This window comes from Sulfitobacter sp. F26169L (genome assembly GCF_026410285.1).
GTDB lineage: Bacteria > Pseudomonadota > Alphaproteobacteria > Rhodobacterales > Rhodobacteraceae > Sulfitobacter.
In genome coordinates this window covers 458,982-474,684 of record NZ_JAPMLP010000002.1, presented here as the reverse complement: position 1 = coordinate 474,684, position 15,703 = coordinate 458,982, and the positions used below count along the sequence as shown (strand labels likewise).

Annotated in this window: 13 protein-coding genes and 1 tRNA gene; 3 read left to right on the top strand and 11 right to left on the bottom strand. The window is 54.6% G+C overall.

The window, feature by feature from the left end; all coding sequences use genetic code 11:
• Positions 1–12 precede the first annotated feature (12 nt).
• From gltB to OS189_RS06465, 5 genes are all read right to left on the bottom strand, one after another.
• Complete coding sequence (gene gltB, locus OS189_RS06485) at positions 13–4,545, bottom strand: glutamate synthase large subunit (RefSeq protein ID WP_267166473.1); 4,533 nt, start codon at positions 4,543–4,545, stop codon at positions 13–15.
• Positions 4,532–4,978, bottom strand: a complete 447-nt coding sequence (locus tag OS189_RS06480) for a GFA family protein (RefSeq protein ID WP_267166472.1) — start codon at positions 4,976–4,978, stop codon at positions 4,532–4,534. Before OS189_RS06480 ends, gltB begins: the two co-directional genes overlap by 14 nt.
• A gap of 6 nt (positions 4,979–4,984) precedes the next feature.
• Positions 4,985–6,418 (bottom strand): NAD(P)-dependent oxidoreductase, encoded by a 1,434-nt coding sequence (locus OS189_RS06475; RefSeq protein WP_267166471.1) that lies wholly within the window; start codon positions 6,416–6,418, stop codon positions 4,985–4,987.
• A gap of 159 nt (positions 6,419–6,577) precedes the next feature.
• On the bottom strand, positions 6,578–7,381 hold the full coding sequence (locus OS189_RS06470; protein WP_416237458.1) for an undecaprenyl-diphosphate phosphatase: 804 nt from the start codon (positions 7,379–7,381) through the stop codon (positions 6,578–6,580).
• On the bottom strand, positions 7,381–8,361 hold the full coding sequence (locus tag OS189_RS06465) for a complex I NDUFA9 subunit family protein (RefSeq protein WP_267166470.1): 981 nt from the start codon (positions 8,359–8,361) through the stop codon (positions 7,381–7,383). Before OS189_RS06465 ends, OS189_RS06470 begins: the two co-directional genes overlap by 1 nt.
• A gap of 167 nt (positions 8,362–8,528) precedes the next feature.
• Here OS189_RS06465 and OS189_RS06460 point away from each other — a divergent pair.
• A tRNA-Leu gene (locus OS189_RS06460) sits at positions 8,529–8,614 on the top strand.
• A gap of 467 nt (positions 8,615–9,081) precedes the next feature.
• On the opposite strand, the gene OS189_RS06455 is transcribed toward OS189_RS06460, so the two are convergent.
• Genes OS189_RS06455 through OS189_RS06445 form a run of 3 tightly spaced genes read right to left on the bottom strand, consistent with a single transcriptional unit; the run spans position 9,082 to position 11,983 of the window.
• A complete protein-coding gene (locus tag OS189_RS06455) occupies positions 9,082–10,389 on the bottom strand; it encodes a TRAP transporter large permease (RefSeq protein ID WP_267166469.1) in 1,308 nt (435 codons plus the stop codon).
• Positions 10,379–10,924, bottom strand: coding sequence for a TRAP transporter small permease (locus tag OS189_RS06450; RefSeq protein WP_267166468.1), 546 nt, complete (start codon positions 10,922–10,924; stop codon positions 10,379–10,381). Before OS189_RS06450 ends, OS189_RS06455 begins: the two co-directional genes overlap by 11 nt.
• 12 nt (positions 10,925–10,936) lie before the next feature.
• A complete protein-coding gene (locus OS189_RS06445) occupies positions 10,937–11,983 on the bottom strand; it encodes a TRAP transporter substrate-binding protein (protein WP_267166467.1) in 1,047 nt (348 codons plus the stop codon).
• Positions 11,984–12,212: 229 nt separating this feature from the next.
• On the opposite strand from OS189_RS06445, the gene OS189_RS06440 reads away from it, so the two are divergent.
• A complete protein-coding gene (locus tag OS189_RS06440; protein ID WP_267166466.1) occupies positions 12,213–12,989 on the top strand; it encodes an IclR family transcriptional regulator in 777 nt (258 codons plus the stop codon).
• Positions 12,990–13,022: 33 nt separating this feature from the next.
• Positions 13,023–14,153 carry an alpha-hydroxy acid oxidase gene (locus OS189_RS06435; protein ID WP_267166465.1) on the top strand — a complete coding sequence of 377 codons (1,131 nt, stop codon included), beginning with the start codon at positions 13,023–13,025 and terminating at the stop codon, positions 14,151–14,153.
• Between the two features lies 1 nt (position 14,154).
• Here OS189_RS06435 and OS189_RS06430 read toward each other — a convergent pair whose 3' ends face one another.
• The 3 genes from OS189_RS06430 to OS189_RS06420 are packed head-to-tail and all read right to left on the bottom strand — an operon-like array spanning position 14,155 to position 15,614.
• Entirely contained in the window at positions 14,155–14,634 is a 480-nt protein-coding gene (locus OS189_RS06430; protein WP_267166464.1) for a MarR family winged helix-turn-helix transcriptional regulator, read from the bottom strand.
• Complete coding sequence (locus tag OS189_RS06425) at positions 14,627–15,103, bottom strand: MarR family winged helix-turn-helix transcriptional regulator (protein ID WP_267166463.1); 477 nt, start codon at positions 15,101–15,103, stop codon at positions 14,627–14,629. The genes OS189_RS06430 and OS189_RS06425 overlap by 8 nt, the downstream gene beginning before the upstream one ends.
• Positions 15,104–15,125: 22 nt before the next feature.
• Positions 15,126–15,614, bottom strand: coding sequence for an acyl-CoA thioesterase (locus tag OS189_RS06420; protein WP_267166462.1), 489 nt, complete (start codon positions 15,612–15,614; stop codon positions 15,126–15,128).
• Positions 15,615–15,703 lie beyond the last annotated feature (89 nt).

Genomic DNA, 15,703 nt, shown 5'->3' with positions numbered 1-15,703 from the left:
CAATTGACTGTACTACTCGGCAGGAACGGCCTGTACTTCGTCGCTCAAAGGGACAGGAATACGATCCAACATTTCTTTCGGGCAGATTTGCACGAAATTGACCTTTTCCAGATCCCAATGCTGCAAAATATCCTTGGCCTTGCGGCTGTCGGTTTCCTCTACGTGGCGTTCGATCAGGGATTTAAGCTCGCGCTCCCAATGGTCCTGGGTCACCGGGCAATTCACCAATGTTTCGTGGTTCATCATGTCAAAGGCCCGCCCCTCAGGATCATAGAGATAGGCCATACCGCCGGTCATACCCGCGCCAAAGTTCGCACCGATATCCCCTAGAATAACAGCCACGCCGCCGGTCATGTATTCACACCCGTTGCTGCCACAGCCCTCAATCACCACCTTCGCGCCAGAATTACGCACGGCAAAACGCTCGCCCGCGCGACCTGCCGCAAATAGATAGCCGTCTGTCGCGCCGTACAGCACGGTATTGCCGATGATTGTGTTATCCGAGGCGATGATGACGCTGCTCATCTGGGGGCGCACAACAATTGTACCGCCTGACAGGCCTTTGCCCACATAATCGTTGGCATCGCCCGCCACGACCAGCTTCAGCCCCGGTGCCGCAAATGCACCCAGCGATTGCCCGGCCGATCCGGTGAGGTTGACCGTCAGGTGGTTGTCCTGCAATTCATTGCGCATTCCGAACCGCTTCACGATATGGCTGGACGTTCGCGTGCCGACCGAACGGTGTGTGTTTTGCACCGCATAGCTAAGCTGCATCTTCTCGCCATCCTCAAGGAAGCGCACAGCATCCGCCACAATCTGCGCATCCAGCGTGTCCGGCACGGGATTGCGCGGCTTGGCACGGTCATAGATCGCATCCATTTCCGCATCTACAGACAAGAGAAGCGGGTTCAAATCCAGATCATCCAGATGCGCCGACCCACGTGAAACCTGCGTCAACAGATCCGCACGGCCAATTACTTCGTCCAGTGAGCGCGCACCAATCGAGGCAAGGATTTCACGTACCTCGGTGGCGTAGAAGGTGATCAGATTTACGACCTTGTCGGCATTTCCGGTGAACTTGCCGCGCAGTGCCTCGTCCTGCGTACACACACCCACGGGGCAGGTGTTCGACTGGCACTGGCGCACCATGATACAGCCCATGGCGATCAGGGCCGCTGTACCGATGCCGTACTCTTCGGCTCCCATCATCGCCGCCATGACAATATCGCGGCCCGTGCGCAAACCACCATCGGTGCGCAAGGTCACACGCCCGCGCAGGTTGTTCATTGACAGAACCTGATGTGCTTCGGTCAGGCCCATTTCCCATGGCAGACCGGCATATTTGATCGAAGTCGCTGGGGAAGCACCTGTGCCACCGTTGTGGCCCGATATCAGGATAATATCGGCCTTGGCCTTGGCCACACCCGCCGCAATAGTGCCAACACCACTGGACGCCACCAGCTTTACCGTCACCTTACAGCGCGGATTGATCTGCTTGAGGTCGTAGATCAGCTGCGCCAGATCTTCGATGGAATAGATATCGTGGTGTGGCGGCGGCGAGATCAGCGTCACACCGGGTGTACTGTGGCGCAGACGTGCGATCAGTTCGGTTACTTTCATACCGGGCAACTGGCCGCCCTCACCGGGCTTGGCGCCTTGGGCGACCTTGATTTCCAGTTCTTCGCACTGGTTCAGGTATTCTGCTGTTACGCCAAAACGGCCCGATGCCACCTGTTTGATTTTCGCAGACGGGTTATCGCCATTCGGCTCGGGGTGGAAATGCGCGGGGTCTTCACCGCCCTCACCACTGTCCGATTTTGCCCCGATCCGGTTCATCGCCACATTCAGCGTTTTATGCGCCTCGGGGCTTAGCGCGCCCAGCGACATGCCCGGCGTGACAAAGCGTTTGCGGATCGCTGTGATGCTTTCCACTTCTTCGATCGGCACTGCTTCGCCCAACGGCTTGAGCGCAAGCAGATCACGCAGATGTATCGGCGGATTGCTTTGCATCTTGGCGCTATACTGCTTCCACATCTCGTAAGATGCGCGGTTACAGGCGGACTGTAGCATGTGCATGGAAGTCGCCTCCCAAGCGTGGGTTTCTCCGGATTTACGCGATTTGTAGAAACCGCCAATCGGCAACACCGTATCCGTAGCAGACCAGCCCTTTGCGTGGACTTCTTCTGCCTTGCGCTGGATGCCGCTGACGCCGATGCCGGAAATGCGGCTCATCATTCCGGGGAAATACTCTGCAACCATCGCGCGCGACAGGCCCACAGCCTCAAAGTTCAGCCCACCACGATAGGACGACACGACGGAAATCCCCATCTTTGCCATGATCTTGAGCAGCCCTGCATCAATCGCTTCGCGGTAGCGCGCGATCGCGGTTGTGAGGTCAATATCCATAAGGCCACGGCCAATCCGGTCAGCCAGTGAATCCTCTGCCAGATAGGCATTTACCACCGTTGCGCCACAGCCGATCAGAACGGCAAAATAATGCGGATCAATACATTCGGCAGACCGCACATTCAGCGATGTGAACGTCCGCAACCCTTTGCGGATCAGATGACTATGCACCGCACTGGTCGCCAGGATCATCGGCATCGCAATCTTATCTGCATCGCTGTGTTGATCCGTCAGCACCAGATGCCCTGCGCCCGAACGAACCGCATCTTCCGCCTCATTGCGGATACGTGTCAGCGCGGCGCTCAAATTCCCCGAGCCTGCTGCAAAGGTGCAGTCAATCGTCACCACATCGGCGACAAAGTTGCGCGTCAGCTCGTCAAACTCTGCGGTGCCCACAAACGGGCTGTCCAGCACCAGAATTTCGGTCTGGCTGCTATCTTCGTCCAGCACGTTCTTCAGGTTACCAAAACGGGTCTTCAGGCTCATCACACGGAATTCACGCAGGCTGTCGATCGGCGGGTTCGTCACCTGAGAGAAGTTCTGCCGGAAGAAATGGCTAAGCGGGCGATATTTTCCGGACAATACGGCAGACGGGGTATCGTCCCCCATGGATGCCAACGTTTCCTTGCCGTCTTCAGCCATCGGGGCCAGAATCTGCTCCAGCTCTTCGATGGTGTAACCCGCTGCAATCTGACGGCGGCGCAGCTCGTTTCCTTCAAAGATAGCGTATTCTGTCTGGCCTGTCAGGATTTCGTCAAGCTCGTTGATCTTGCTGACCCACTCACCAAACGGGCGCGCAGCAGCCAGTTTATCCTTGATCTCGGTGTCCCCGAACAATTTGCCTTCGGTCATATCCACAGCGAGCAACTGGCCCGGACCCAATGCTCCCTTGCGGATCACCCGTGCCTCATCCAGCGGCACCATACCTGCTTCTGATCCTGCAATCAGCATACCATCAGAAGTCACAACATAGCGCATCGGGCGCAAGCCGTTGCGATCAAGCCCCGCGCAAACCCAGCGGCCATCCGTCATGGCAAGCGCGGCAGGTCCGTCCCACGGCTCCATCACCGAGTTGCAGTAGGAATACATGTCACGCCACGCCTGTGGCAGCTCAACCGCCTGCTTTGACCACGACTCCGGCACCAACATGGTTTTCGCCATTGGCGCAGAACGCCCGGCACGTACCAGAACTTCGAAAACAGAGTCTAACGCGGCTGAATCCGATGATCCCGCTGCCACGATTGGCTTGATATCCTCTGCCATGTCGCCAAACGTACCGCTTGCCATGCGGATTTCGTGCGACTTCATCCAGTTGATGTTGCCCTTAAGGGTGTTAATCTCACCATTGTGGGCCAACATGCGGAACGGCTGGGCCAGCCACCACTGCGGGAAAGTATTTGTAGAATACCGCTGGTGATAGATCGCAAACGCGCTTTCAAAACGCTCATCCATCAAATCGGGATAAAACTCCGCCACCTGCTCGGCCAGCATCATGCCTTTGTAGATGATGCTGCGACATGACATTGACGCGATGTACAGCGTCGGCACCTGCGCAGCGATAGCGGCTTTTTCGATCCGGCGGCGGATTACATAGAGTTCCCGCTCGAATGTTTCCTCGTCCACACCTTTGGCATTAGAGATCAGGATTTGTTCAATTTCGGGGCGGGTTGCATTGGCCTTTTCGCCCAGACACTCAACTTTCACCGGCACATGGCGCCAGCCATAGATATAGTAGCCCATGCGCAGCACTTCAGTCTCTACGATGGTGCGGCATGTTTCCTGCGCGGCAAAATTTGTGCGGGGCAAAAACACCTGCCCCACAGCCAGCATCTCATCGGTGCGCGGTGTGTGCCCCGTGCGTGCAACCTGATCGTAAAAGAACGGCACCGGAATTTGCACATGAATACCTGCGCCATCGCCGGTTTTTCCATCCGCATCCACCGCGCCGCGGTGCCAGATCGCTTTCAGCGCCTTGATCCCGTTTTCCACCACTTCACGCGACCGCGATCCGTCGATGTTGACCACAAGGCCGACGCCACAGGAAGAATGTTCATCCTCGGGTGAATACATGCCCTTTTCGGCCATGAGTGCGCGCTTGGCTTCTTCGCGTGCTACCCACGCTTCATCATACTTGGCCATCGTATTCCTCCAGATATTCGGGGGCAAACACTGCAAGCGTTTCCCGTGTCGTCAGTTTTTCGTGATCCCCGGCGAGAGCATACGCCTGCGGGCATTTGTCAGTGAAATATTCAGCCATCAATGTCCCACCGCCTGCGTCGGGAAACAGACCCGCCGACAGATTGCGGGTGCCGTCTTTCTGCAGTTCATACCAAAGCGTCGAACCGCAAGTGCTGCAAAACGCGCGCGCGCCCCAGTCAGATGATTTGAACGTTGTGGCGGGTCCGGTAACGGCGATGCTGTCCGCAATCGTCTGCAGCGAGAAGAACGGGCCAGATCCGTGCTGTCGGCACATATCGCAGTGACACGCCCGCACTATTGGATTGTCGACCATCGCGCTCACCTGCACGGCGCCGCATAGGCACTGACCTTTGATTTCATGTGGAGCAGGCATCTTCCGCTACTCTGCCGCTATCACAGCAGCGTCGTTGAATGCCGCGATGATGGCTTCGGCACAGTCGCGACCGTCTTTGATGGCCCACACCACCAATGATGCGCCGCGCACGATATCACCCACGGCGTAGACTCCTTCGGCTTCTGTGCGGCCCGTGATATAGTCGGCACGCACGGTGCCCCAGCGGTTTACCGGAAGGTCGGGACAATCCCACAACGTTGGCAGGTCTTCGGCCTCAAACCCCAGCGCCATGATCACCAGATCGGCCTCTTCGACATAGTCCGAGCCTTCGATCACTTCGGGTGCTTGGCGTCCGGTGGCGTCGGGCTGCCCCAAACGCATCTTTTGCACCATCACACCACTAACCGGATCACCGACAAATCCTTTCGGCGCGCTGAGCCATTCGAACACGACGCCTTCTTCCTCGGCATTGGCAACTTCGCGCTGGCTGCCGGGCATGTTGGCGCGGTCACGTCGGTAGAGACACTTTACCGACGTTGCACCTTGCCGGATCGATGTGCGCACACAGTCCATCGCAGTGTCACCACCGCCAATTACAACCACACGCTTGCCCTGCGCGTTCAATGTGCCGTCAGAAAATTCTGGCACCTCATCGCCAAAGCTTTTCTTGTTGCTCACTGTCAGGAAATCCAGCGCGGGAACCAAGCCTTTCACGCCCACACCGGGGGCCTGCAAATCACGGCTTTTGTATACACCTGTGGCAATGATAACCGCATCATGTGCGCTGCGAATTTCGTCAAAGGTAATGTCCTCGCCCACTGCACAGTTTAACTTGAAGGTCACGCCACCTTGCGCCAGCTGTTGATTGCGGCGCATCACCACATCTTTCTCAAGCTTGAAGCCCGGGATGCCGTAGGTCATCAGACCGCCAGCGCGATCATACCGGTCATAGACGGTAACCTGCACACCCGCACGGCGCAGAAAATCAGCCGCCGCAAGGCCGCCGGGACCCGCACCGATGATGCCTACACTTTCGCTGCGCTCCTGCGCGGGCGTGATAGGTTTAACCCAACCCTGCTCCCACGCGGTATCGGTGATATACTTCTCGACAGAGCCGATGGTAACAGTGCCATGCCCCGAACTCTCGATGACACAATTGCCTTCGCACAGCCGATCCTGCGGACAGATTCGACCGCAAATTTCGGGGAAGGTATTGGTGGCTTGGGAAACCTCGTAGGCCTCCTGCAAACGCCCCTCAGCTGTCAGGCGCAACCAGTCAGGAATGTTGTTGTGCAGTGGACAGTGGGTCTGGCAGTAGGGCACGCCACACTGGCTACAGCGGCTCGACTGCTCGCGGGCCTTTTCATCTGCATATTCTGCATAAATCTCGTTAAAATCCTGCGCCCGCAGGTTCGGAGGACGCTTTTCCGGCATGTCCCGCTCAACACTGATAAACTTCAACATAGGTTGCTTCGCCATGACGCCGTGATCCTCAAATTCCGTATCAGCGTCCGGAGTAAACGAACTGAAAACAAAATAAAAGGCAGCATTGCTGACCTATATGTTGTTTTTTCAAGATTGAGGCGACCTGCCGCACTAGCTCAGGTGGCAAATTGGTTCCGATTCGGATCTATATTCTTAGAAGCCGCTGACAAGAAAGGCTAATGCGATGGATCCAATGACAATCCGCCACCATCCGAAAAGTGCATACCCATGTCGGCTGACATACCCCAACAGCCATTTGACCACCAAAACCGCGCTGATAAACGCCATCACAAAGCCAATTGCGATTTCCCCCATCGCGGAAACATCCAATACATCGCGATTCTTGTAGAGGTCATAAGCAAAAGCACCCGCCATTGTGGGCATCGACAAAAAGAAGGAAAACTCTGCCGCTGCGCGCTTGCTCGCGCCGAGCATCAGTGCGCCCACTATCGTAGCACCGGAGCGCGACACACCAGGCACCATTGCCAAGCATTGGATAAATCCGATTTTCACTGTCATCGCGATTGGCAACTTCATGGCATCATCATACCTGGGTTCGGGCGCAACCCGATCGACAAACACCAGCACAACGCCGCCTAGAATCAGCATCACGGCAATCAACATCGGTGTCTCGAACAAGACCTCCTTGATGAACCCGTGCGCCATAACTCCAATGACCACGGCAGGCAAAAACGCAAGCAATACCGACCAGATAAACCGCCGCGCCTGTGGGTCATGTGGCGCAGCCGCAAAGACGGAGGCAAGCCGCGCGGAATAAAGCGTCAGGATCGCAAGGACCGCACCCAGCTGGATAACAACTTCAAACGTTTTCCCGGCAGATTCAAAACCCAGAAAATGCCCCGCCAACAGGATATGCCCCGTTGAGGAGACAGGGATAAACTCGGTCAACCCTTCCAGTAACCCCAGAAAGGCCGCAACAATCGTGGTGTTTTCCATCAGCTGGAACGCAGGTTGCGTGCAGATTCCTTGATGGCGTCATACTGGCCCGACGGGCGGAAGCGCCACATATATTCGGGCAGAACAGAGATCATGGCAGTGGGGGTGATCCCCAATGCGTCAAACCCCTGTGCATCTTCGGCCGCAACATTATCGTTGCGCAGATTCTTTACCTGATCCCGTGTGATCGGGCTTTTGATCAGGCCGAGCGATATTGCTTGCACCATATCAAAACCGAACGCCATGATCCGCGCGATAGGGAACGGAATGTTCAGAACCAAACGGCGACGGCGGATTTCTTCCAGCATATGCTGCATCAACTCGCGGAACGTCTTGGTAACAGGACCACCCAACTCATACACGCCGCTGATGTCATCCAGCACACCCATAACGGCCGCTTTCGCGACATCATCCACATAGACGGGCTGAAACAGCGTATTCGCGCCAACAACCGGCAATACTGGTCCAAAGCGCGCCATATTTGCAAACCGGTTAAAAAACTCGTCCTCCGGCCCAAAAACAATAGAAGGCCGCAAGATCATTGCATCAGGCTGGTGTTTCAACACGCCTGCCTCACCTTCGGCTTTGGTGCGGGCATAATTGCTCTCGTTTTCCATATCGGCACCGATCGCAGAGACATGAACCATCCGCGTAATGCCTGCCTCCCTGGCCAGACGGGCGATCCGTGCCGGCCCCTCGGACTGAACCGCATCAAATGTATTTTTCCCGGCTTCAGCCAGAACACCAACGCAATTCACAACCGCATCAGCCCCCTGCATCACTGCCGCAACCGAAGCATCATCACGAATGTTGCACAACACAGGCTCCACCTGACCGACAACACCGTATGTTCGCACAAATAGCGCCTCATTGGGGCGGCGCACGGCTACCCGCACACGCCAGCCTTCTTTGGCCATCCGGCGGGCGACATAACGCCCGACAAAACCTGAACCGCCATAGATCGTAACCAGCTTAGACATGATGCATACCCTCAACGATTGTCCGGCACGGGTGTACCCCTGCACAGCCCTCCAAACAAGGCGCAAAAAGCGGTTGCGCCAATCAACATCAAATTACTCTGTATTCCGGCAACAAATGCAATTGACACCGCCGCCGCAGACCCTTAAATGCAGCCCTTACAAGTTGTGCCCAGATGGCGGAATGGTAGACGCGCTAGCTTCAGGTGCTAGTACTGGCAACGGTGTGGAGGTTCGAGTCCTCTTCTGGGCACCAATTTTTCCGTAGTTCAATATAGTAAATCGATTTCGAAGTTTTCGATTTTGGTCTTCCCGGTGATGACCTTGACGAAAAAATGACGTAATACCAAAGATGTCTCGTCGATACTAAAAGATCTTTCAGCCCTCACTCGTCTGCTGTTGGCTGAATAGGCGTATCTCTATGAATGCACCAGAGTTTACTGCTATTTTCGATCAAAGCTCGCGACGATTTAGCGGCTGGTTGATCCCTCCGGCTAAATTTTGATTTGTGTTTGAACTGTCCCAGAGTTGATCAGTTACCGCATACAAATCCTTGCGAGCCTCTCACTAGGTTCCTGCCCTTTTAAAGTCGTGAGAAGCTGGTCATCCTCAAACAGATTCGGATAATTTCGGGCAAAGCAAAGCAGATCCTGATTGGCTTTGGTCTGACAGAGGATCTGGTTCCTTTACATTGATAACTTCGTCTGAAACTCCGTAGTTTTTTCAGCCCAAGCCAAGCCAATTTGGCAACCACAAAACTAGGGCCGGAAGAAACAAGATTAGGCAAACACGAAGTGCGTCTGCTGCGATAAACGGCAGAATTCCCCTTGAGACCTTACCTATCGTGAGGGTGGGCGACACACCCTGGATGACGAATAGATTCATCCCGATAGGAGGTGTGATCAGTCCGATTTCAACGACAGAGACCATAAGGACACCAAACCAGATCGGATCATAGCCAAGCCCTGTGACAACCGTGAAAGCAGGAACAACTGTAAGCAGAATCATCGAAAGGCTGTCCATAAAACATCCAAGCACCAGATAGAACAGAAGCAGGATCAGAATAACCGTAAGCGGCGCAAAACCCTGTGTGGTGATCCAGCCAACCAACGCCTGTGTCATTCCGCTTGCTTCAATGAAGAAGTTGAATAATGCGGCGCCAATCAGGATGAGAAAGATCATTCCAGTCATTGATGCTGTCTCCAGCATCCCTTTGCGCAGCACATCCAACGTCAGTCTGCCACGAAGCGCCGTGAACAGAACCGCACCGCCCGCCCCAACAGCAGCAGCTTCAGTTGGTGAAAATAATCCCGCATAGATGCCGCCGATCACCAGCACAATCAGTGCAACCGCATCCCACATCTGCAATACGTAGGGCACGCGCTCGCCCCAGGGAATCCGCTCGGTTTTCGGGCCGAGTTCGGGCTTTTGCCAAACCTGCAAACGGATTGCCACAATGTAGAGCATTGCAGCCAAAATCCCGGGGATCATCGCTCCTGCGAACAAAGCGCCGATTGATTGCTCGGTCATCAGCGCATATATCACCAACAAGATAGAAGGTGGAATAAGAACACCCAGTGTTCCGCCTGCAGCTACGGCGGCACCTGCCAAAGCATCAGAGTATTGACGGCTTGCCATCTCGGGCAGTGCAACCCGCCCCATGGTTGCACAGGTAGCAAGAGAAGATCCGCTGATTGCACCGAACACCGCGCAAGCACCGATTGTAGCGGAGGCAAGACCGCCGGGCCGGTGTCCCGCAAAGGCGACGATCCCTTTGAACAGATTTTCGGACAACCCTGAATAGCTGGCGAAAACTCCCATGAAGATAAAGAGGGGTACAACCGACAAGCCGTAAGGAACAATCGCTTCAAATGGCAGACTGGCCATCACATAGTTGGCCGTGCTCCAGTCCTCAAGGAGCAGCACCCCGATGATGCCGACCCCGATCATGGCTATCGAGACAGGAACACGGAGCAAAACCAGCACAAGTGCCGCGATGAAACCAAATAGTCCCGCAAACTCAATCGCCATCTGTTGTTTTCCTTGTGATTAGAGTTTTGGCAGCAGCCAGAAGGCACGCCAGCACTGACAAGCTCAGGCCGACGACAAGTGCGCCCCAATAGAGGATCATCGGGATCGCAAGATCCTGGGAGACATCGCCGTAGCCCCAAATCTCCATCGCGCGGCCCCAGGTCAGCCAAAGCAGAAAGGCCAAAAGCGCTGCACCGAACAAGGCTGCCATGACGTCCAGTAACACCTTGATCCGGTCGCTCATGATGCCGGCAAGCAGATCAATTTTGACATGAGCGCCTTTGGTGAACGCATAGGGAATCGACATAGACGCCGCGATCACAACACTTAACTGAGTCAAATCAACGGCACCGATAAAGGAACCGCCACCTATCCGGCGCCAAATAATATCTCCAACAACGACAATGATCGCGACCGTCAGCACAGTCACGCCAAGAAGCGCGCCGATCATCGTGATCCGGTCCAGAATGGCTTGTACTTTATGGATCGCCGAATTGCTCGGCGATCCGCGTCCATTTTTTTCGGGCTTGGTCATGTTATCAAACGCTTACGCAGTCTCAAACTGAGCGATCAGTTCCTGCGCACGCTGGTAGATTGCCTGCGGGTCCACGACTCCCTGAGCTTTGAGGCTTTCTAGAAAATCATTGGTCATTGGCTCGAGGCTAGCCTTCCACTCGGCGCGGGTGGCATCGTCAATCGTGATAATTTCGTTGCCACGCTCAATCGCGTCGTCCTTGCCACGCTTGTCCCAAGCATCCCACCAATCGCCCATTTTGGCGACCAATGCGTCACCGGTCATGTCATCCAGAACCCCGCGCACGTCACCGGGCAGGCCTTCATATTTTTTCTTGTTCATCAAGATGTGAAATCCGGCCGCGTAGGCCGCGGCATCCGTGTGATACTTCAACACTTCGTTTGCGCGGATCGCACCGACCAAGTCCCAAGTGGTAATCGCGCCGTCCAGTGAACCCTTTTGCAGGTTTTCATAAATCGCCGAGGGCGGCATGCCGACGGGTGAAGCACCCAGATTTTCAAGCATAGCAGATACTGCAGGGCTTGGGGTACGCAGGCGCAGACCTGCCAGATCTTCAAGCGCGCGCACCGGCTTATCCGTTGTGTGAATCAGGCCACCGTTGTGAACCATCAACCCAAGTACGTGGAAGTTGTTGTATTCGTCTCCAAACGCACCCTCTTTAAACAGCTCCCACATCGCTCTGGAGCCGGAGCCCGCGTTTTGTACGAGGAAAGGCATCTCCATGATGGAGCTGGCGACAAAGCGGTCACGCGGAATGCCGTTGAGGCCCAAAGCAATGTCGACAACCCCCGCACGCACCTGGTCAGCCTGACGGTCAATTTTGCCAAACGCGGTGGTCGCATCCAGAACCTCGACCTCGACCTTGCCGCCTGTCCGCTCAGCCAGTTCTTCACCAAAAGGAATCATGAAATCTCTTGTGAACCCGTGCATCGGCGGCAGATAGTTACTCATCTTAAGTGTGATTTCCGCGTTTGCGAATGCGGGCCGCGCGATTGCAGCAACGGCAAGGCTTGCTGCGCCTGTTTTAAGCGCGGTTCTGCGGTTCATTTTAAATGTCATCTCTCTCTCCCGTTTCGGCCTTTTGCTGGCCCTAAGTGATGCTGTTGCGCAAAGGGATAGGCCCAAACTAGCCAGCTTTGCGTCAGCTTTGATCCCGATTGAAGGGTCGTTTCTGATTTGAAGCAACCCCGAAATTTATATCTCAAGAAGCCTCTCGCACTTTTATTTATCATCGCGTAATGTGTATCGCAATGCGTAACATTCTCTAATCTCTTTTCAGGTGCACCGGATGACAGCCATCACAACGGATCAAAGCTCCCCAACTGATAGCCGGCGCAGCAGCGTTCAAGCGGTCGATGTCGCCGCCTCCGTACTGGATGCGATGTGCGACCTACGGCGGCCCGCCCAGTTGAAAGACATCGCCAGAATTGCAGGTTTACAATCAGCCAAAGCCCACCGTTATCTGACGAGCCTCGTGGCATCCGGCCTTGCCGCACAGAACAAAGAGACTGGTCTCTACAGCCTTGGTCCCATGGCGCTGCGCCTTGGCGTTACAGCGATTAGCAACAATGATCTTATTCACCGCGCATCAGAGTCTTTGCGTGATCTGTGCGCCAAACATCAGACATCCGGTCATCTTGCTATCTGGGGCGAACGCGGGCCGGTTCTGATCAGAAATGAACACGGGGGACCGCCAATAATTCTAACCGTTGGTCTGGGGGCCACGATGCCTTTGCTACGCTCTGCATCCGGCCATATCTTTTTGTCCTACCTACCGCGTAGGGCAACGGAAGAAATCACGCATCAAGAGATGCAAATGCTGGGAATGGATGAAGCAGGTGTGTCAGAATTATGCGCCGAGACACGCGCACGCGGCTACGGCAAAACAAGCGGAGGTTTGATCCCCGGCCTCTATGCCGCAGCGTTTCCCGTGTTTGGAATTGATGGGAATATTCAGTGCTCCATCTCGTTCATTTCGACAGATGCCAACTTCTTTTCTTCTGAAAGAGACAATCTCGACAGCCTCCTGAACGCAGCACAAAAATTGTCAGATGCGCCATTCTAGGATGATTTCCAACAGCTAATCTATGAGGGGCTTATGATCGAAACACGTGACCTTGAGATCGCAGCGCAAAGGTATTTACCCAGATTTGTATTTGACTTTGTGTCAGGTGGATCCGGACAGGAACGCGCCCTGCGTAACAACAGTGACGCCTTTGAACAGATCAAATTCATTCCAAAGACTTTAAACGGCATTTCTTCCCCTTCAACTTCAGTCAACGTTCTGGGAAAATCCTATTGTGCGCCGTTTGGGGTCGCTCCGATCGGCATGCTGGGACTCGTTCGCAAAGGGGCCGAGACCATGCTGGGCCGCGCCGCGTGTGAACGTAATATTCCAATGATCCTTAGCACGGCTGCAACTCAATCCATTGAGGATGTGGCAAAGGTTGCCGAGGAGAATTTTTGGTTTCAATACTATCCGACGCAGCTGCAATCCCTGAATGACAGTCTGATCAAGCGCGCGCGTGACGTAGGTTGTCAGACATTGATGCTTACCGTCGATACGCCGGTGCCGGGTCGTCGATTGCGCGATGTGCGAAACGGGCTACAAATCCCCCCGCGTCTCACGTTGAAAACCATCGGGCAGCTTGCCCTGCGCCCCCGCTGGGCCATTGAACGGGCATTGGCAGGCACACCGGAGCTCGCCAATCTCGGTCCTATGTCAGGTGAAGCGCAACGCAGCTTTGCGGACACGATGCGATTGCTGAGTGCGCCTTCGATGACTTGGGAAGACGTGGCAAAACTGCGGGAAGGCTGGCATGGCCATCTGATTGTTAAAGGTCTGCTGCATCCTGACGATGTTTTGCACTGTGTCACACTTGGCGTCGACGGCGTTGTCCTCTCCAATCACGGCGGGCGGCAGCTTGATAGCGCAATTGCTCCTACTGCAATGTTATCTACCTGTCGGCAGGTTGCAGGTGACAAAATGACAATTATCGTGGATGGCGGCGTGCGGTCCGGTGATGATATTGCCAAGTGCCTGGCACTTGGCGCGGATTTGGTCCTGATCGGGCGCCCGTTTGTTTATGCTGCCACTGTTGGAGAGCAACATATCACTGGGTTGATTGATTTGCTTGTATCAGAGCTGGAAAACACGCTGTCTTTGGTGGGCGTTCCGATTGAACAACTGGCCGAAGTGCTTGCGCAAAACCTAGGAAAGCCAAGCTAGCTCAGATGCTATTTTCCCGGGTTTGTGCCAGAATCTGCTGCAAAACACTGATGCAAGTCTGCAGATCATCGCGGTCAATGTCTTCTGTCAGGGCACTGTACAGCGGGTTGATTACGGTTGCGACTTCGGCAAGTTTCTCAGTGCCTTTAGGGGACAATACAACCGTCCTGACACGTTGATCCAGCTTGCTCACGTTGCGCTCCGCGAGACCCGATACCACCAGTTGCTCTACAGCCCTGCTTACTGATGATTGCTCTGTCACGGCCAGAATTGACAACTCGCCAATCGTCAGCTCTCCGAATGCTGAAAGACAGGACAGGAGTCGCATGTTTGTCCCCTTAATATCGAGCGGAGATAACTCTTGATCTTGGTTCTGGCGCCAGCGATGCGCCAGCCTTGCAATCAGATAAGGAAGATACTGCTCAAGCTCATCCGGCGACGAAAAAGGAAGTGTAACCGGCTCCAACTGACGGCTACCCATCTTTTTCACCTTTCAACTTAAGCTTATCCGAAATCCGGCGAAGCGGTTCTGCCACCGCGATCAATGTCTCTGCTCCAATATCGGCCATACATTCAGCTAAGGTGGTTTCGTGAAACTGCATTGCCGTTTCAAAAATAGCTCTGCCGTCCTCGGTCAACTTCGCATTCACAGAACGTCTATCCGTGGCGGAGATTTCCTTGCTGACTAAACCGTCTTTGACCAGCCGGTTTACTAACCCCGAAACGTTTCCGTTCGTGACTTTTAACGCCACGGACAGATCCCCCATGCTCATTCCGTCAGGATGCCGCATCAGTTGGGCCAATACATCAAGCTTCGCAAGACCGATCCCTGCGTTGTCACGCAAGCTTTTGTTCAACTCGGAAAAGATTACATCGTGGACCCTAAGAATATTGAGCCAGAATCGCAGTTCTCGTGTCCGCTGTTCGTCAGGTTGCTTTGAAATAGCCACCCCCCCCGAGGCCCATGAAGTTCTACAGCTCTATATTGATCTTTGCATATTCTAACAATGCGTCTTTGATATCTTGCGGGATATCAATGGACCGATGCGAGTCAAGCGATGTGACCACAGTTGTAAATTCCCCGCGCAGCATCTCTTTTTCACCCTTCATCGCGTGTAACGTCAGAGAATAGGATTTGCCTCCAACTTTTGGCACAGAAACGAATACATCAACTTCATCCCCCATTGTGCAAGGTGCAAAGAACGTCGCGTTCGCCCGCACATACCCCAGCCCCGTACGGCGGGGGCCGAGGACGTCATAATAGTTGATGCCAAGCCGCTCGCAAAACCATGCCTCGATCACCTGATTGAAAACATTAAAGAACTCCGGCGTGTAGACAATACCCGCGGGATCACACTGTCCGTGTCGGAAAATGACAGTACGGCACCATAGCCTCTCGGGCAGATCGGCATTTGCTATCGGTACCGGATGTGCGTTTGCAGAGCGCGCTTGGCTGTTCATTGGCTTGTTTCCTCGGTTCAGGGTGGCAACCCGCAAATTTTCGCAAATTGCCATGCGGACAGTCTGGTTTGATTTTTTTGTATGGTAAA